The following is a 17,396-nucleotide window of genomic DNA, read 5'->3' as shown; positions in this document are numbered from 1 at the left end:
AATAACTTTGAAAATTATAGATCGGTCAATGCTATTCTTTTACTACATGGCAATAATTAGTTTTTCTATTCTTATTTTCTTAGGAACTTTATATCTTAGTACTTTAATATTTGAAGATTTATCGGATATCCTTATTGTTGCTAGCAAATGGGTGATTATAGTCTACTTTTTAATTATGGTTTCCATTCCGATGTTAATTATCGGTGAATATATTTTAACTGTAATACAAGAAAAGAAATCTAAAAGCTCTAGTCATTACCATTTTACTGTTCACTGTAAAGAAAAGGACAATAATTATGAAATTTATGTTGATAGGAATAAGCATCCAGAATGGTTTAGGAGTAATATTAAAGAAATAAATATAGTCTTTAAATATGAATCTGGTATGAGTAATAAAGCTATTAAATTAACTTCATGTAATAAATGGAAGCAGAAAACGGATTGAAAGTTAATTTATGTACCATTAAAAACTAAATTTTTTTGGTAATATCTTTAGTAAATTAACTATGAAATAACAACTAAAATTAAAATAACGGTTATCTTTTTAGAGAAAATCAAAAATTAATAGATATGACAGATAATTATATTTATTAAGTGCATCAAATAACATCAGTACATCGACTAAGTGTTGCCTTTACATAGATGAAGTTGAGAGAGACAAGATTTTATTAAAAATTTAAGTTTTTTAAACACGTATGGTAATCCATACGTGTATTTTTGTTGTTCTTCGGCAAATAGTTTTTATCTTGTAATTTTTCATATTTAAATTTAATGGTTTCCTCGCTCTTAGTGTAATAAAACAGTATCCAGGGTAAAACTAATTAATATCTATTAATTAGGAGTGGTTAAATGAATTCAAACATGCCAAAAGATTCAGGTTTTGATAAGACTTTAAGTATTCTGAAAGAAGGTTACGAGTTCATCATGAATCGTGACAGGGAGCTTGACACAAACATTTTCGAGACGCGTATTCTCGGTGAAAAGGCCATCTGTCTCACAGGCAGTGAACAGGCTGAATTGTTTTACGACAATACCCGCTTCAGACGCAGTGATGCTGCGCCCGCCAGAGTACAAAAGACGCTCTTCGGCGAGGGGGGCGTCCAGGGTCTCGATGGTGATGCGCACAAAAATCGTAAAGCGATGTTCATGTCTTTAATGGACAACAAGACCATGGATGAGATTGAGGATCTCACAGAGAAATACTGGCACGAATTTTTTGCGGAAATCAATTGGAATGATACTGTGGAGTTATACGAAGCAGCGAAGGTAGTATTTCTGCAGGTTGCCTGCGACTGGGTCGGTGTTTCGCTGGAAGATGAAGATCTTGAAACCCGCGCGGGTCAGATTTCTGATTTATACGAGTCGCCTGCAGCGCTCGGAATCCAGCACTGGAAAGGGCGTAAATCACGGTCTGAGGCTGAGGACTGGATTCAGGGGCTTATTGAAGGTGTGCGTAATGGTGAGATTGAAGCGGATAAAGACAGAGCGCTCTATCAGTTCGCTATGCACAAAGATTTAGACGGCGAGCTTTTAGATTCTCAGATTGCGACAGTGGAACTCTTAAATCTTATCCGTCCGATTAATGCCATTAGTGTCTGGGTCGCTATGATAGGTCTCGCTCTTCATGAGCATCCGGAAGCGGCAGAAAAACTGCAGAATGCCAATCAAGAGCAGCTCGAATGGTTCATTCAGGAAGTCAGACGCTATTATCCTTTCTTCCCGGTCGCAGTCGCACGTGTGGCGGTTGATTTCGAATGGCAGGGCTACGAGTTTAAGGAAGGGACTTTAACGCTGTTGGACTTATACGGTACCAACCGTCATCCTGATGACTGGTCAGAGCCTGAAGTATTTTCTCCGGAGCGTTTTGAAGGCTGGCAGCAAACACCGTTTAACTTTATTCCGCAGGGCGGCGGATCTTATGACTTCGGTCACCGCTGTGCAGGGGAGTTTATCACCATAGTCGTCATGCAGACGACGCTCGACTTTCTTGTTAACCACTTGGAATTCGAAGTGCCGGACCAGGATTTCAGCTTTGAATACAACGATATTCCAGCTGTGCCGAATGACAAAGTGAAAATAAAACCGATCCGTCTCAAATAACTCATCCAATTTTAATCTGACTTTACTTTCAATTTAAATTATCTGTGCTATTATAATTCTTATTAATGAGTCAACACCACTGGGAGATAACCATGAAAATAAGAATAGCAGTGATTATCATATGTATTACTTTAATGCTGATTGTGACATCAGTCATAGACAGCTTTAATCATAGTGAGACAGATAGACCCGAAAAAGCAGATGTCATTATTATGCTCGGCGGCGGAGATAAGGGCCGCATGGAAAAAGCAGCCGAACTGTATCATGAAGGTTATGCGGACTATGTCATCATTACACCGGAGAGTGAAGATATCTACCCGCAGAGTACAGAATTTGCAAGAGAACTCGGTATACCCGAGGACGCCATTATAGAAGAATATGAAGCAACGAGTACTTATACTAATGCCGTTGAGTCATTCAAGATTATGGATGAATATGGCTTTGACAGTGCTCTAGTTGTCACAAGCGACTATCACCTGAAGCGGTCTAAACTAATCTACGACAGAGTCAGTGACGGGCAGTACGACTTGAAATATATCGCGGCCCTCGGTGCAGGCGGCGAAAAGTGGAACGAAAGATCCTACGCAGACAGAATCTGGTTCAATGAATTTTACAAGCTGTGGGGATACAGACTTGGTTTATATAATTTTATAGATGTGCCGGATGAAAAATAATATCCTCACCCTGATTGTAGGGCGAGGATATTTTTATACTAAATTATCGGAGTGTCCGGTTTCAAGGACATCTTTGAAGTTTTGGAAGCTCGTTTCAATCATGTTGGCTAAAGCTTCATCTGTATTGGACCCGATATGAGGGGTGACGAGTACTCTCGGGTAAAGGTCTATTAAGTCAGCTGCGCTCGCATCCGGTATCGGGTTTTCTTCTGAAAACTTTTTAAAGAATACTTCCGCTTCATTCGGCAGAACATCTGTCCCAAAGCCGCCGAGCTGCTGCTCCTTAATCGCCTTGACGATAGCAGCATTACTTTGCAGTTCGCCTCTCGCGGTATTGATCAGTATGGCATTATTTTTCATTTTAGAGATAAATGTTTCATTGACCATTTCGTCATTTTCTTCGGGAATATGCGGAATGTGCAGACTGACTATATCGCTCTCTCTGAGAAGTTCATCCAGTTCTACAAAGTCTACGACTTCTTTAGCCGCTTCACTTTCAAAAATATCATAACCAATCACCCGGGCACCGAGGCCTTTAAACAGCTTTGCTTCTGTTAAGCCGATCTTACCGGTGCCGTATACACCTACAGTGCAGTTTCTGATTTCTCTGCTGAACATCTCTGGGTCAACTCTCATATCGTGACGGCTGGTACGTTCGAGAGTGAACGGCACATTTCTTAATAAGTTCATGGCGAGAGTGACTGACAGTTCTGCGATCGCATTAGGGGAGTACCTCGGCACATGGGCGACTTTAATATCCAAAGCTTTTGCTGCTTCGAGGTCGATGTGTGAAAATCCGACTGTCCGTGTAAACACGTAATCAATACCGCAGTCTTTCATATATTTTAAATTGTCAGCATGAGCGCTGCAGTTTGCACGAAGCAGCACCGCATCATGTCCTTGGGCTGTCTGGATGTTTTCATCAGTCAGCAGATCTTCGATTAAGGTCAGGTCGTAGTTATACTTATTTAAGTGCTTAAAATATTCAACTTCATTGGGTCTGACACCGTAACAAATAATTTTCATCATATTTAAATTCCACCTTATAAAATTTTAAAAGATACCTAAGTTTCCGATTATGTTGAGTATGACCAGCCAGGTCGGGATTAATATGACTGCTGCTAAAGTCGACAGCAGTGATGCGTTGGATGCGAGTATCGCTTCACGTTCAAAGTTGATGGCGTAGGCCACCGCTACCGTCGCAGCTGGTGTGGCCATCATGACGATCATAGTAGTGACAGCATCTATATCAAAGACGAGTATGCCTGTTGCTGTTGTCAGGAAGAAGACAGCTAAGTTGATGGCAGGAACAATAATCGTTTTAACGCCGGCATAATACCAGGACGAGGTAGATTTTGCAGCCTGGCCGATATTAATTTCAGCAAGGGTCGCACCGATAGCGAGCCAGGCGAGCGGTGAAGCCAGTTTCGATAAATATTCCATCGGCGCATACAGCCATGGTAAAGTCTGATCAATTCTTAAAATGGCAACCTCTCTCGCAGCTTCAGTTTCAGTCGCTGCCACTGTTACCTGCGGCAGGAACTCCTGGAATAGCCAGATGGCCAGACCTAAAAAGGTTGCGATAACAATCGGATTTAAAAACATAGACTTTAAATTTTTAAGCTCCATTTTTAAACCGCTCATACGAATATACGCATAGGAATATAAGAAAATGCGGTAACCGATATTGAATATATTCGCGTAAATGACCCCGACTGGACCGAGTATTGCGCTGACAATTGGGATTCCGAAAAAGGTCGTCGAACCGAAAATCGATAACACTTCGAGTGTCGTTTTTTCATCGCCTTTATATTTTAAATACAAAGGTTTCATCGCAAACATTAAGACGATGTACATTAAGATGCCCCATATCAGTACGTTAATACCCTGGGCGAGCTGCTCGGAATCGATATCTGTCATAAAAGCCGTAAAGGCAAGAGCCGGAAGGGCAACAGTTAAGACGATTTTAGACAGAATCTTACCGACATTTTCATTAAAAATACCGCGCTTTCGGCAAAAGAAGCCGAGTAAAATGATTAAAATTGTCGATGCGATTGCACTGAGAAAGCCCATATCAGTGAAAGTCATGACAATGATTTCCCATACGTTCATAGGAAGTCCTCCTTATTTATTGTGAAATAATCAACAATCTTTCATACTTTTATTATACAAACTTTTATAAAGGAGAGAATAAAAAAATGTAACGATATTGTGAAAATTTGAACATAAAATAAAGGGAAGTGCTGGAGGGTTGAATGGGTTATCGATTATATTTCAGTCAGTAATGAAGCTGGACTTGCAGCTGTATAATGAATAGAGTGGAACGAGGAGTCATATTAAATAAGGAATGATAATTATGGTAGAAAAAGACACACAAATTAAAGTCCTCCTCGGCGGATCAGGCAGCATCTACGAATTTGCCAGGCAAACACTCGGTGTCGATAAGATGATGCTATCGAAGCAAAGAAATATATTGCCGGCCGACTGATTAGGCTGGCGGGAACGGGGTTGTATTAAGAATAAAAGAAACTGGGTCCGGCACTGTGCTAGACTCAGTTTCTTAAATTTAGTATTTATATCCGTACTCTTAAAGAACAGTCTTTATAGACTGAAATGGGTTTTGAAATATAAACTGATTGACAGAAAATAGTGCGAATGCCGGTATCCTTCCATACTTCTTACACTTTTGGTCCGAGCACCTTATCTGCCAGCCGGCGGCAGTTTTCCTGGTCAAAGTAATCAAAGTAAGCGCCTGCTTTTTCATAGAAGGGATTGGCCGGCGCCTTTGTCACAATATACTCCAGTAAGTCGAAGACTTCTTTTGTGCTTTTTGCTTTATACCCGTATAAGTCCTTATCCAGATCCAGATAGGTCCCGCGTTCTGTTTCCATCGCTTCCTGGTCGAACATATAAAATATAATCGGCTTATTCTGATAAAGAAAATCCCAGGACACACTCGTATAATCCGTTAAGAGCATATCCGCTTCAATCACTTCATCCTTAATCGACACGTCATCAAAAGTCACAAATGAAAGGCTGCCGCTGTCTTTTAATGAAGCAAAGTGTTTTTCATACGATTTCATAAAGGGATGCAGAATGACTTTAACATTCAGTTCTTTAGATGTTATCAGATGGTTAAATTCAGGGTCGTTTAAGAGGTCTGCCGTCGCACGGAAGTAATCACTTGATATAAATTCTTCTTCCGTCAGATCTAAGAGCCATTCTCTCCAGGTCATCATCAAAAGAATATTTTTCACTTCTTTAGCTGGACTGTCAGTTTCGAGGCGGTCAAAGCGCGCCATGCCTGTTGTGATTAACTTTTCCTCAGGAAATTTCCAGCCCTTTAATTTTATACTCCGTTCGTAACGAGACGCACAGTTGAAGAAGTTCGTCCGGCGGAGGAGGGGTTTATCTTCTTCCTGAATTAAAATCTTTTTAAACCCTTCAATACCGTGGCTGATATGCGTCATGACCGTATGGGTATTCAGATGGATATATTGCTCGATATCCGGGGCCAGGTCGTAAATAATCGAATGCCCGTGGAAGGTGTAGTCCGACTGAAAAAATAGCAGGTAGTTTTTAAAACTGCCGAGTTTCACAGCAGCCGGGATATTCTCTTGTTCGACATAGTTTGTTTTTTTGTCATACATCCAGTAAGTCTTAAGGTCCGGGCGGTGTTCTACAAGGTATGTATGAAAGACTGAGGCGTTGTCTTCATATTTTTCTCCCAGGTTTCCGCCGACCAGGACAAGCGGTTGCTTATTTTTCGGCAGTATGCGGGACAGACTCCTTGCCGCAGCAATTTTTAGTTTAATTAATATGGATTGGTACCAGTTAAAATTTTTAAGTTTCATAAATGATGGTCTCCTTCTTTCTCTGTTTCTACCCTGTAGCGGGCTGATTTAGTCAGCTTTGTTTAAACAACGTGCCCGGGGGTACTAAGATAGTTACACAAGAATTAGATATTTTTATATACATGATACAGTTCATGTTTGAAAAGGGGGAAGGTCAAATGAATGTTAAAAAGATATTATTCATTTCAGACCATGGGGACCCGCTCGCGAAACTCGGGGGAGAACAGGCGGGCGGTCAGAACAACTACGTCAAACAGCTGGCAACATATCTTGCGGACATGGGCCTTGTAATCGATGTAGTGACGCATTGGAGTGATGAAAAAACGCCGCAGATTGAAGCGTTCGGCAAGTCATGCCGGGTCATTCGTATTGCAGCCGGCAGAAAGGGTTTTGTGCCGAAGGCGGAAATCGCAGATATGCTGGATGATTTTTATCAAGAAATGGACGGACTTCTGCCTTTAGAAGATTATGATATCATTCACAGCCATTACTGGATGTCCGGACTGCTTGGACTGAGTGTAAAAGTAGCCTACGGTCTTCCGCTCGTGCATACATCGCACTCGCTCGGTATTGCGAAAGCTTAAGCGACGGGCGTGAAGGAGAAAAAACGGATTCATGCCGAAAGGAAGATTTTACGAAAGGCAGATTCCGTAATTGCGACAACGCCCACCGAAAAAAAGATCATTAAAAAATTCGCAGGGTCTAAGCCGAATGTCGCTGTCATTCCGATTGGGGTGGCAAGAACATTTGAAGAAGTGAAGTATCGAAAGCCGCCTGTAGACGCGCGATTTGTCTATGCCGGCCGCTTTACAGAAACGAAAGGGCTGTTTACGCTGCTGAAAGCCTTTCGTCAGTTCTTAAAACATGATTTGTCGGCTGAACTGATACTTGCAGGCGGTGATGAGCACGCTATTAATCTAAATACCGGACATCCTGTGCTTCCTGTTCTGTGTGAAGCTGTAGAAGGAATAGAGGACAGCGTGATATTTATCGGACCGACCGCACAGAAAGAACTCGCTGTTTTGTTCTCAAAAGCGACCGCAGTCATCGTGCCGTCTTACTATGAATCATTCGGCATGGTCGCTGCAGAAGCTCAAGGCTGCGGCACACCGGTCATTGCTTCTGAAGTCGGAGGACTCCAGGATGTCGTGAAAGATGGAAAAACAGGTTTACTCGTCCCTCCTGAAAATCCGAAAGCTCTTTCTGAGGCGATGACGAGACTTGCAGAAGGACGCCGCTTCACTGAAAAACTCGGCCGGGCAGCAATGAAACGCGAAGCACGGATGTTTACGTGGCCGCTGATTGCAAGAACTGTTCAGAATCTGTATGAGGTGATCGCTGATGGAGAAAATCCGCCATCTGTTAGCGACGGATCTTGACGGCACTTTTGTCGGAGATGACGCGGGTTTAAAGCAGCTGTTAGCTTATTATGATACGCTCGATGAACCGGTGGCGCTTGCTTATATTACTGGGCGTCACCAGGCATCTGTGATAGACCTGATTAATGAAGCCTCACTGCCGATGCCAGATATTCTGATTACGGATGTCGGGACAGTAATCTATCACGGCGAAAGCCTTTTTGAAGATGAACTGTGGACAGAAAAAATGACTGAGAACTGGCAGCCGGATAATATTCTTAAAATTGCTGAAGGTATTTCAGGCCTCACGGTTCAGAATTTACCGCATCAGCGGCGAGTGTCCTTTTACGCAAGCAGTACAGAATCCGCGGAAGCGTTAAAAATTTCACTTCTGCAGAAGGAGATTCCGCACACCTTTATCTTCAGCTCCAATAGAGATGTGGACATCCTGCCGGAAGGCGGCGGTAAAGGCGAAGCGCTTAAATTTTTAATTGAAAACTATGTTGAAAAAGAAGCGGGTATTCTTGTCGCCGGCGATTCAGGCAACGACCTCGCTATGCTCGAGGCCGGCTACCCCGCAGTTATTGTGGCAAACGCCCGTCCGGAACTTGCTGATATAGAAGCAAATGAATTGCTCTATCGTGCATCATCTTCGTATGCGGCAGGTATACTGGAAGCGTGGCAGCATTTTTACGGGGGCAGGTAGTTTTATATTTGAAATTAAATAGAACATGTGTAGAGATATGTTCCTCTTAAACTGGTTAAGTATCCATTTTAAGAGGAGCATTTTTTCATATTTAAATATTTTTCTGTCATTAGGCTTAAATTATAGTAATATTATGACAATTAGTATTATAACGTAAAGGGGAACTGACATGACACTTGAAAAGATGGATGATTTTATTCTAAAGCACCGTGACGACTACCTGAATCAGCTTTTTAATCTGCTTAAAATTAAGAGCATCAGCACCAACGAGGATGAGATTCGACATTGCGCCAATGTTTTGAAGAGTGAAATGGAAACCCTCGGCCTTGATACGCAGCTTATCGAAACCGGCGGCAATCCCGTTGTCTACGGCGAACTTCTAAACGATAAAAACCGCTTCACCTTGCTGATCTACGGCCACTACGACGTCCAGGCTGTAGAACCGATTGAGCTGTGGGATTCGAATCCTTTTGAACCTGAGATTAGGGACGGCAGAATATATGCACGAGGTGCCGGTGATAATAAAGGTCAGCTGATGGCTCAGCTGCTCGGACTGAAGACTTATCAAGCGCTCTACGGTGAGCTTCCCATTAACGTGAAGTTTATCTTCGAAGGGGAGGAAGAACTCGGCAGTGTGCACCTGGCGGAATTTGTGGAGAATCACAAGGCACTGCTTGAAGCGGATTTAGTCTATACGTCGGATGGTTCGTCGCATAACAGCGGCGATCCGTTAATTCTGCTTGGTGTCAGAGGGGTGTTGATTCTTGAAATGACGGCGAAAGGTGCGGATTTTGATAACCATTCCGGCAATACGGGCAATATCGTGCCGAATCCTGCGTGGAAACTGATGCGGCTGTTGAACACGATGCGGGATGATGACGGGAATGTGCTGGTAGACGGTTTTTACGATAAAATTCGAAAGCCGAGCGACAAGGAAATGGAACTCCTGAAGCGGCTGCCTTATGACCAGCAGGATATCGCAGAGAAAATCGGTTATGAGGACTTGGATATGGACGGGGCGTCGTATTACCATAAGCTGACCATGGAACCTACCTTTAATATTGCAGGCATAGAAAGCGGTTATACGGGTAAGAATGCGAAAACAATTATTCCGTCGACGGCGACGGTCAATATGGATATCAGACTGGTGGCGGACCAGGACCCGGAAGATGTTTTTAAGAAAATTGAGGAACATGTTAAGGAAGTAGATCCAAGTGTGACCGTAACCTATAAAGGCGCCATGCGCCCATCGAGAACACCGGCAGAACTGGAGATTGTTCAAGCTGTGACGGATGCGGTTGCTCATGCCTACGGAAAAGAACCCTTAGTCCAGCCGAGCATGCCGGGCTCCCTTCCGGACTATGTGTGGACGGAAATATTAAATACACCATCCATCATCATGCCGTACGCTAACTTCGATCAGCATAATCATTCACCCAATGAGAACCTGAAAGTAGAGAACTTTTTTGCTGGGATTAAATGTACGTGTAATTTGGTGAGGGAGTTGGGGGAGAGGAATGTTTAAACTGATGTAACTGTCTCATATTCTATAAATGCTAGTTTAAAATGGATAATGAATTAAAATTTTTGTCGGACTTAAAGAGAGAACTTAAAGGGCGGAAATATCTTAAACATAAAAGATATTTAGGTGAAAAAGAAAAGTATATACAATGATATTCAGAAACAGAAAGCGAAAGAAGTCTAATGTTATTTCTAACGATAGACTTCTTTTTAATTCCTGCATTTAATTTTATAAAAGTACCTTAACAATAATTATCCGAGGAGTCTTAATAAATCGTAATTAACATAGACTTTATTTTTAGTTTTAGCTTTGTCAGTATCTAATAGTTTTAAATCAACTAAATGATTTAATCCGTTTCTGGCAGTAGTTGGGCTGATATTTAAAAAATCAGCAACTTCCCGGGTGGAGACTGATGGTTTCGTAAATGAGTAAAACCAAATTTTATTGATACTGCCGGTAGAATTGATTAGCCTTAACCCTTTTCTAGCCAGCTGTTCTATAGATTCAAGTTTGTTAAGTATGCTTGTTGCCATTCTTTTACAAGCATCAAGGAAAAATTTTATCCAGGCATACCAATCTGGGTTATTGCCGCGTACACCATTTAAAAGATTATAGTATCTAAGTCGTTCCTTTTCTAATTCTTCACTTACGAAGAAAACAGGATATTCAATTAAATTGTCACTCATAGTATTGAGCACAATTAATATTCTCCCCATTCTTCCATTACCGTCGAGAAAAGGGTGGATAGATTCGAATTGGGCATGCATGATTGCAGTTTTAATTAAAGGATCAGAGTCTATATCAAGCAAGATATGATTTTCTTGATTACTTGTATTGAAAGTATAATGTTCTTGACCGTTAACATAATTTTCAAGATTACTCATGTAATCGCTAATATCACTAGCAGGTATCGGAATGTATACAGCATCCTCAATTCGATCCGTTGGACCAATGAAGTTCTGAATCTTTCTAAATTCACCGGCCGATATTGTAGTGCCTCTAGTATTTTCTCCCATAAGTATTTCGTGGAGCTGTTTAATTAAACGAGTTGAGATAGGATAGCCCTGATTAGTCAACTCAATTCCTTCTTTTAATGCAGCTAAATAATTATCAACTTCAACTACTTCACTACTTTTTCTTTTCTTAGTGGCATCTTCAATCATGTCGGCAAAAGTAACCTGTGTACCTTCGATACGAGTAGATTGTACAGATTCTTGTAAACTTAATATCTGTATAAGCTGAGAATTAATGATTGAATGATTTAATTCAGAATTCAATTTCCCAATCAGAGTTTTAATTTCTGCAATTTCTTTATACAGTACTAAAGCATCTTCCATTTTAACTTCCGGTGGAAGCATTTGAATACCTTGGATAGCCATAACGCACCTCACATTCCTTTTAGTTTCTAATTATCGCACTCTATTAGTCAAAAAACAACATAAATTGGTTTATAGATTGAGAGTTATAATGTAATAAGTCTTGTTGAAGTGGGTTACAATAGAGTTAAATAAAATAAACTGGTAATTATAAATTTTAACTCAAAGGAGGTTCTAATGAAAAATCTATTCCTATTAATAATTTTTATTTTAATTATTGTACTCGGTAATTCTTTTGAAACTTTAGAACCTGTATCTAATACCTTCGAGTTCCTGTATGTTAATTTTAATTTCCCTTTATTAATATTAATTATTATATTTATATTCAAACAAGAATTGAAAGATTTAATCAATAGAATATCCAAAATCACACACGGAGAAACTAGTATCCATTTGGATTTAGAGTACTTAAAAGAAGGTTTAGAGAATAAAGCGGATTTTTATAAGGATGTTGAAATCAAGCAGGCTCCCAGAATTGGTGGTGGAGGCAGATTTAATATTCCTAATGAAGATCTTATTAGAATGACAAAGATTCAAATATTATATACTCAAAATATGTTAAATAACTATTTAGAAAATGAAGGCTCAGTTGCAACTATACAGAAGTTATATATGGCATATGAAGAAGTGCTTAAATTGCACTACAATTTAACCTATACAGATATAAATACTATGAAAAATAGAATTAGACATGATGGAACTGAAGAGGAACTGCAGTTATTTGATGAAATAGTTGCTTTCTATTCTGGAGTGACTTATTTTGACTCACATGAGAATGGCACAGGAAAATTATTGAGAGACAAAGATGTAATGAACTATAAGAAGCTTATATCTGTAGCTGTGAGTCAGTTCTATTTTTACTCAGTATTTAATCATCCACCCGATAATATGCAAAACAACTAAATATTTATTGATGAAGATATTTTTGTAACAGTATTAAAAATAAAGACACGGGGTGACAGTATGTCTGAAGATCATAAAAAAGTATTTGTCAGCTATGATTGGGGAACACTTGAACATGAACAGTGGGTATTTGATTTAGTGAAGGATTTACGCAGTGATGGAGTAGATGCCATGATTGATAAATTAATCACTCAAACAAATACAGTGCAATTAGAAAGAATGATGGTTGAGAGGATGAATGAAAGTGATCATGTAATTATGGTACTCACTAAGGAATACGCTCAGAAAGCAGATAGTATGCAAGGCGGAGTTGGTTTTGAAACTCTTCAGAGTTTACCAGATTTACTTAGTAACTCTGATAAGTATATTTTTATACTGCGTCATGATGGAGACTTCAAGGATGCGGTTCCATCTCATCTTCGAGGCTTTCATTTTATAGACTTTTCAAGCAATAGTGAATACAAAAGAAAGTATGAGCAACTGTTATACAGAATAGAGGGGGTGCCGTATTATGAACTACCTCCGCTTGGTAAGAAGAAGGAATTAAAGCCGGGATATTCTAATATAGAGAACCTTACATCTAATAATCAAGTATTTGATGATATTGATTTACCAAAGCTAAAAGAGTTGAATGATTTAGAAAAAGATAAGCTGGAAGGCAGTGTTTATAGCGAACTGGTTGATTTATTCAACCAGCTGTTTATAGAACTGGAAAATAAAAATTCTAATTTCCAGTATACTAAAGAAGAAATAAATCAGCAGAAGCATGTCTTTAAGTTATATCTTGATGGGAACTTAAAGACAGGAGTGAAAATATGGAGAGGAAATCATCTCTTTCAAGGAATCAATTTTCAATTCGGACATATGCTTGATATTAATTCCGATAATACTCTGAATGAAAGTCTCGTATTTAATTATAACCAAAATGGTGAATTCACTATGAAATTAATGATGAATATACCGGGGAATTCTGAGTATAAAGAGATAGCTGCAGTAGTCAAAGAATTATGGAATACCAGAATAGAGCCCGTATTGAAACAATAGGATTGAAATTTTAATATTTAATGTAAATAAAACCTCAAATATTATATATGTCTGAGGTTTTTATCTTCTTGATTAATCTTTTATAAAACTTGTTATGCCTTCTCTATAATGACCTTTAACTGACCATCTTAATAATATCGTCGTCATTTCTTTCGGTGTATACGGATAGTCGTTTTTTATCCACCAGACGATACTGTTGAAGTATGCGCCCGTTGAATAGCTGATCAATAGGTTTTCCAGCACCAATACCTCGTCTTTTGATGCTGCATAATCAATTCTTCTTTTTATATACTCTTCCAGTATATATCAGATAGATGGCTAATAATTATTTTGTCGTTTAGTATAAGAATAAAGGATTATATAAGGAGGACTATCATGGAGAGAATTAGAACACTTGTAAATGAACTCAGAGTAAATGATGAAAATTTTGCATTCGAACATGTTCTTAATAATCTGGAAGACGTTATTGAAAAATTTGGAGTGAAGGTTTTCTATAGTGATATGTCCGGTTTTCCTAATCCACGAAAAGTAAGCGGATATACCCGAATGGCCAAAAATGGTCAGCCTGAAATCGTTGTAAATGCTAAGGAGTCAGAAGGCAGAAGAAGATTTACAATGGCTCACGAACTCGGGCATATTATTATGCATTGGGGATATCCTGAAAGTAAGATATCAAAAGATCAAATGACTATTTTATATAGACAGGACTCATATTATAATCACGATTTGTATGAGTATGAGAAAGAAGCGAATGAATTTGCTGCTCAATTATTAGCACCGATAGACGTTATTGAAAGAGTCATTGTTGAACCTGTAAGTTCATTTGAAGAAGATCAACTCGACTTTTTAAGTTCGAGAATTGCAGAGTCTTTTAATATTACGAAATCATTTGCAAATGTGCAGTTAGAAAAATTAAGGGCCTAAGTTAATGAGCGAAAAGAAAACAACGATAGATGAAGAGCTGCTGGAAGAGTTGAAAAAAGACGTTAATCCTGAAAACATAAGATTGACTATCACTTCTAAAGAAGAACGTGAATATGCAGAAGAAGATAGAAAAAACGCTTTTGATGATTACCAAGAATATAAAAAAGCCGTGGGTGGGGTTATACTTTTCCGACAACTGAAAAAATTATTATTATCGTGTTCGTAAGTGCGACCTTTTTAAACACTTTTGCTTTATTGACACTAATATTTAAATATATATTTAGTCCAACAGATAATCTAATGCAACATAATAAAGATATAGAATGACAAATGTGTCAAACAATATTAGTTCGTTTTTATTAGAACCCCAGAACCTCCAAACGCCGGGAAGAGAGTTCGGGGGTTTCTTGGTGCTTATCGCCTAATCTTTTCTTTGCAGCTCAAGCCAGCGCTTAAACAGCTGCACGATGCACCCGACGATAATCGGGCCAACGGAATATAAAAAAATAGTGTCCATGAATTCCACCTTCTCCCGATCCGTATTTCGTCCAGAAAGAATAGAAGATACATTAATTATACTAAAACGGAACATTTGCTCGATTATTAAATACACTTTTCTTAAAATAGTATTAGTTTTTAAGGATGCAGTGGGTATAGGATTGTAGATGAGACGGGGAGGGATTATTATGAGGTATATCAAGAGAAGAGATTTAGATATTAGTAATATACCGGATAATCGAATTATTGCCTTAAACAAGTCCATAGAAGAAGGATGTCGATCTGTAGGGAAATTATCGCCACTCGTTGGCAAAAAGAAAATTAGTATCAAATCTAAACGGGCAGATAAGAAGTGATTTCAAGTTGTTATGATAATTTAGGCTAATTTTCTAACTGATTATCTTCAAACTAGAATCTATTTTGTTATATATTAAATTATAAGTAATAAAAATAGTGCGTATAACTTCGCTAAACCTCCAAACACTGGGAAGAGTGTCTGGAGGTTTTTCGTTTTAAATTAAATCTTTAGCTGAATGTAACTAAGTTGTAGTCGACTACACAATATTGTATAATTAAGTAGCCTAAGGAGTGAACCTAAATGAAAATGAATGAAGTTGTAATTAAAAATGTGAAGCACTGGCTTAAAGAAAATGATAAGACTCATGAATGGTTGGCGGCTGAATTAAATGTAAGTAAATCATTGGTTGGCCATATGTTGTCCGGGAAAAGAGCGATTTTGCCGAAACGTATTGAAGACTTGTCAAGAATCACCGGTATTCCCATGAAAGAATTAGTTAAAGACAGTTCTCAATCAGGTGGTTTAACTGTGCAACTTCGTGGTCAAACTTCTAATCGTCGTTCCAGACAGGATTTGAAGTCAATGATATTTGCTATTGAAGATTACATTGGTTTAAAGAGCAGGTGATAATATGGACTTAAAAATTCAAGCTGAAAAAACAGCAGAAGCTTTTGCGCAGGACTTTTTAGAAGAAAAGTTTGGCAATGATATTTTTATCGGTGCACATATTGAAAAACTGATAGATGACAAAGTCAATCTGATTTATCAATATACCGAGGATGAGAATTATCACGGGGCTGCAGTGGTTCATGAATCGGGTGAGGAGTTTATCGCATTGAATACGTTTCAGCCGCTTCGAATGCGTTATTTTACAGCAGCGCATGAACTATGGCATTTATCTGAAGGCAGTCAAATGCAGTCTGAATCATTTGACCATGAAAGAGCAGCAGACCGTTTTGCAGCTGCAGTGATGTTGCCCAAAGGTCTGACAAAAGATTTATGGAAAAAGTTTAAACGTGAATATGGTACAGAAGAAGCGGTGATTCATCTTGCGGATTTTGCTAGTGTACCATATGACGCAACGGCCCGGCGTGTCAGAGAACTTGGGGATAGGGATGCTCCAGTGAGTATACCGGAAGATGAGTGGAAGCAGAAACGTTTTGTGTACAACTTACCTGAAAGTTTTCTAGATCAACCTCAGGCTATTGAAAAATTCGAAGCGTACGAAACGATTGTACGAAATGCAGTTGAGCAGGAGAAGCTGGACAGTCTGACTGGAGCAAATAAGATAGGGAGATATAATCCCAAACTTGCAGAGGTGCTGCAGGAACAGAAAGCCGAATACCTGAATAATAGAGAACAAAACGATGCGTAAGGGTAAAGTATTTATAGATGCTAATATTATTATTTATGCGGACAGCTTTGGGAAGACAGATGTGTTTGAATGGATTAATAATTTATATGAAGAAATCTATATTCATAAAATAGTTTTAGAAGAAGTAAAATTATCATCTGCAAGGAAAAAGATTGAAGGTTTCATTACTGAAAAACGCTGGTTACTGTTTGATCCTGAAGATGAAAAAGCTTTAACGGATAATCAATACGATTTGTATGAAGCCTATTTAGATGATGTATACGAATCATTTCGACAATTAGATGCTAAGAAAATTACTGAATCGAGAGAGTTAAAGCATACAAATGACCTTGGAGAAATTCACAGTCTTGCAGCAGCTGTATTACTAAATGCAAGTATAATCTGCAGTAACGATCTTGATATTAGAGAAGTTATTGAAGATTCAGAGATTCTCATATCTGAAGATGAAGCACAAGAAAGTGTATTGATTACGCAGGACACCCTTGAAGACTTCTGTTATTACGTCATCATTCATGAAATAGCACAAAGAAAATTAGTCAGAAAGTTTTTTAAAACTATCCATCCAGATAGAGTTGATTCGCTTGATCAGCGCCTATTATCGGAATCTTAAACTATTTAAATTGAGATCATTTTATATGAGATTGCTTCAAACTGGAAACCAGATTCACTCTATGTTAAATTAAAAGTAACAAAAATAGTGCACATGATTTCATCACCCCCAAATGCTGGGAAGAGCATCTGGGGGTTTTAATGTCTTGTCATTT

22 protein-coding genes are annotated in these 17,396 nt (G+C 38.9%); 16 read left to right on the top strand and 6 right to left on the bottom strand.

Going from position 1 to position 17,396, the window contains the following annotated elements; translation table 11 throughout:
* Positions 1 to 7: 7 nt before the first annotated feature.
* The 3 genes from IR135_RS04320 to IR135_RS04310 all read left to right on the top strand — a co-directional run bounded on the left by IR135_RS04320 (position 8) and on the right by IR135_RS04310 (position 2,774).
* A complete protein-coding gene (locus IR135_RS04320; protein ID WP_135097023.1) occupies positions 8 to 445 on the top strand; it encodes a hypothetical protein in 438 nt (145 codons plus the stop codon).
* A gap of 404 nt (positions 446 to 849) precedes the next feature.
* Entirely contained in the window at positions 850 to 2,100 is a 1,251-nt protein-coding gene (locus IR135_RS04315) for a cytochrome P450 (protein ID WP_135097021.1), read from the top strand.
* Positions 2,101 to 2,192: 92 nt separating this feature from the next.
* On the top strand, positions 2,193 to 2,774 hold the full coding sequence (locus IR135_RS04310; protein WP_135097019.1) for a YdcF family protein: 582 nt from the start codon (positions 2,193 to 2,195) through the stop codon (positions 2,772 to 2,774).
* Positions 2,775 to 2,807: 33 nt separating this feature from the next.
* Here the strand turns inward: IR135_RS04310 and IR135_RS04305 are convergent, their stop codons facing one another.
* Positions 2,808 to 3,803 carry a 2-hydroxyacid dehydrogenase gene (locus IR135_RS04305; protein ID WP_135097017.1) on the bottom strand — a complete coding sequence of 332 codons (996 nt, stop codon included), beginning with the start codon at positions 3,801 to 3,803 and terminating at the stop codon, positions 2,808 to 2,810.
* A gap of 24 nt (positions 3,804 to 3,827) precedes the next feature.
* Positions 3,828 to 4,886 carry an AEC family transporter gene (locus IR135_RS04300; RefSeq protein ID WP_135097015.1) on the bottom strand — a complete coding sequence of 353 codons (1,059 nt, stop codon included), beginning with the start codon at positions 4,884 to 4,886 and terminating at the stop codon, positions 3,828 to 3,830.
* Between the two features lie 244 nt (positions 4,887 to 5,130).
* On the opposite strand from IR135_RS04300, the gene IR135_RS11640 reads away from it, so the two are divergent.
* Positions 5,131 to 5,262 (top strand): hypothetical protein, encoded by a 132-nt coding sequence (locus IR135_RS11640; protein ID WP_265588366.1) that lies wholly within the window; start codon positions 5,131 to 5,133, stop codon positions 5,260 to 5,262.
* A gap of 190 nt (positions 5,263 to 5,452) precedes the next feature.
* Here IR135_RS11640 and IR135_RS04295 read toward each other — a convergent pair whose 3' ends face one another.
* On the bottom strand, positions 5,453 to 6,628 hold the full coding sequence (locus IR135_RS04295) for a CDP-glycerol glycerophosphotransferase family protein (protein WP_135097013.1): 1,176 nt from the start codon (positions 6,626 to 6,628) through the stop codon (positions 5,453 to 5,455).
* A gap of 158 nt (positions 6,629 to 6,786) precedes the next feature.
* Between IR135_RS04295 and IR135_RS11560 the strand changes: the two genes are divergently transcribed.
* The 4 genes from IR135_RS11560 (at position 6,787) to IR135_RS04280 (ending at position 10,217) form a co-directional block, all read left to right on the top strand.
* Positions 6,787 to 7,212, top strand: a complete 426-nt coding sequence (locus IR135_RS11560) for a glycosyltransferase (protein WP_228063408.1) — start codon at positions 6,787 to 6,789, stop codon at positions 7,210 to 7,212.
* 9 nt (positions 7,213 to 7,221) lie between these two features.
* Positions 7,222 to 8,007: a glycosyltransferase family 4 protein gene (locus IR135_RS11555; protein WP_318272268.1), complete on the top strand. Its 786-nt coding sequence runs from the start codon at positions 7,222 to 7,224 to the stop codon at positions 8,005 to 8,007.
* The gene (locus IR135_RS04285; RefSeq protein WP_135097011.1) at positions 7,970 to 8,692 is read left to right on the top strand and encodes an HAD-IIB family hydrolase; all 723 of its coding nucleotides are present in this window, start codon (positions 7,970 to 7,972) and stop codon (positions 8,690 to 8,692) included. Before IR135_RS11555 ends, IR135_RS04285 begins: the two co-directional genes overlap by 38 nt.
* A gap of 169 nt (positions 8,693 to 8,861) precedes the next feature.
* Complete coding sequence (locus IR135_RS04280) at positions 8,862 to 10,217, top strand: M20/M25/M40 family metallo-hydrolase (RefSeq protein WP_135097009.1); 1,356 nt, start codon at positions 8,862 to 8,864, stop codon at positions 10,215 to 10,217.
* Between the two features lie 248 nt (positions 10,218 to 10,465).
* Here IR135_RS04280 and IR135_RS04275 read toward each other — a convergent pair whose 3' ends face one another.
* Entirely contained in the window at positions 10,466 to 11,593 is a 1,128-nt protein-coding gene (locus tag IR135_RS04275; protein WP_135097007.1) for a Fic family protein, read from the bottom strand.
* Positions 11,594 to 11,767: 174 nt separating this feature from the next.
* On the opposite strand from IR135_RS04275, the gene IR135_RS04270 reads away from it, so the two are divergent.
* Together IR135_RS04270 and IR135_RS04265 are read left to right on the top strand one after the other, a co-directional pair.
* Positions 11,768 to 12,493: a hypothetical protein gene (locus IR135_RS04270; RefSeq protein ID WP_135097005.1), complete on the top strand. Its 726-nt coding sequence runs from the start codon at positions 11,768 to 11,770 to the stop codon at positions 12,491 to 12,493.
* A 60-nt stretch (positions 12,494 to 12,553) separates the two neighbouring features.
* Positions 12,554 to 13,537, top strand: coding sequence for a toll/interleukin-1 receptor domain-containing protein (locus IR135_RS04265; RefSeq protein ID WP_135097003.1), 984 nt, complete (start codon positions 12,554 to 12,556; stop codon positions 13,535 to 13,537).
* A gap of 72 nt (positions 13,538 to 13,609) precedes the next feature.
* Here IR135_RS04265 and IR135_RS04260 read toward each other — a convergent pair whose 3' ends face one another.
* Positions 13,610 to 13,825, bottom strand: a complete 216-nt coding sequence (locus IR135_RS04260; protein WP_416212702.1) for a TetR-like C-terminal domain-containing protein — start codon at positions 13,823 to 13,825, stop codon at positions 13,610 to 13,612.
* Positions 13,826 to 13,912: 87 nt separating this feature from the next.
* Here IR135_RS04260 and IR135_RS04255 point away from each other — a divergent pair, with 87 nt between their 5' ends.
* Positions 13,913 to 14,461, top strand: a complete 549-nt coding sequence (locus tag IR135_RS04255) for an ImmA/IrrE family metallo-endopeptidase (protein WP_135097001.1) — start codon at positions 13,913 to 13,915, stop codon at positions 14,459 to 14,461.
* A 4-nt stretch (positions 14,462 to 14,465) separates the two neighbouring features.
* Complete coding sequence (locus IR135_RS04250; RefSeq protein WP_135096999.1) at positions 14,466 to 14,687, top strand: hypothetical protein; 222 nt, start codon at positions 14,466 to 14,468, stop codon at positions 14,685 to 14,687.
* 195 nt (positions 14,688 to 14,882) lie between these two features.
* Here the strand turns inward: IR135_RS04250 and IR135_RS04245 are convergent, their stop codons facing one another.
* Positions 14,883 to 14,978, bottom strand: coding sequence for a type I toxin-antitoxin system Fst family toxin (locus IR135_RS04245; protein ID WP_167753359.1), 96 nt, complete (start codon positions 14,976 to 14,978; stop codon positions 14,883 to 14,885).
* Between the two features lie 169 nt (positions 14,979 to 15,147).
* On the opposite strand from IR135_RS04245, the gene IR135_RS04240 reads away from it, so the two are divergent.
* The 4 genes from IR135_RS04240 (at position 15,148) to IR135_RS04225 (ending at position 17,242) form a co-directional block, all read left to right on the top strand.
* Positions 15,148 to 15,315 carry a hypothetical protein gene (locus IR135_RS04240; RefSeq protein WP_167753358.1) on the top strand — a complete coding sequence of 56 codons (168 nt, stop codon included), beginning with the start codon at positions 15,148 to 15,150 and terminating at the stop codon, positions 15,313 to 15,315.
* A 242-nt stretch (positions 15,316 to 15,557) separates the two neighbouring features.
* The gene (locus tag IR135_RS04235) at positions 15,558 to 15,884 is read left to right on the top strand and encodes a helix-turn-helix domain-containing protein (RefSeq protein ID WP_135096994.1); all 327 of its coding nucleotides are present in this window, start codon (positions 15,558 to 15,560) and stop codon (positions 15,882 to 15,884) included.
* Positions 15,885 to 15,888: 4 nt separating this feature from the next.
* Positions 15,889 to 16,632 (top strand): ImmA/IrrE family metallo-endopeptidase, encoded by a 744-nt coding sequence (locus IR135_RS04230; RefSeq protein ID WP_135096992.1) that lies wholly within the window; start codon positions 15,889 to 15,891, stop codon positions 16,630 to 16,632.
* Positions 16,625 to 17,242, top strand: a complete 618-nt coding sequence (locus IR135_RS04225; RefSeq protein WP_135096990.1) for a PIN domain-containing protein — start codon at positions 16,625 to 16,627, stop codon at positions 17,240 to 17,242. The genes IR135_RS04230 and IR135_RS04225 overlap by 8 nt, the downstream gene beginning before the upstream one ends.
* Positions 17,243 to 17,396: the final 154 nt, after the last annotated feature.

Origin of the sequence: Jeotgalicoccus nanhaiensis (assembly GCF_015235105.1) — a bacterium.
Lineage (GTDB): Bacteria > Bacillota > Bacilli > Staphylococcales > Salinicoccaceae > Jeotgalicoccus > Jeotgalicoccus nanhaiensis.
This window is presented reverse-complemented; position numbering and strand designations above follow the sequence as displayed.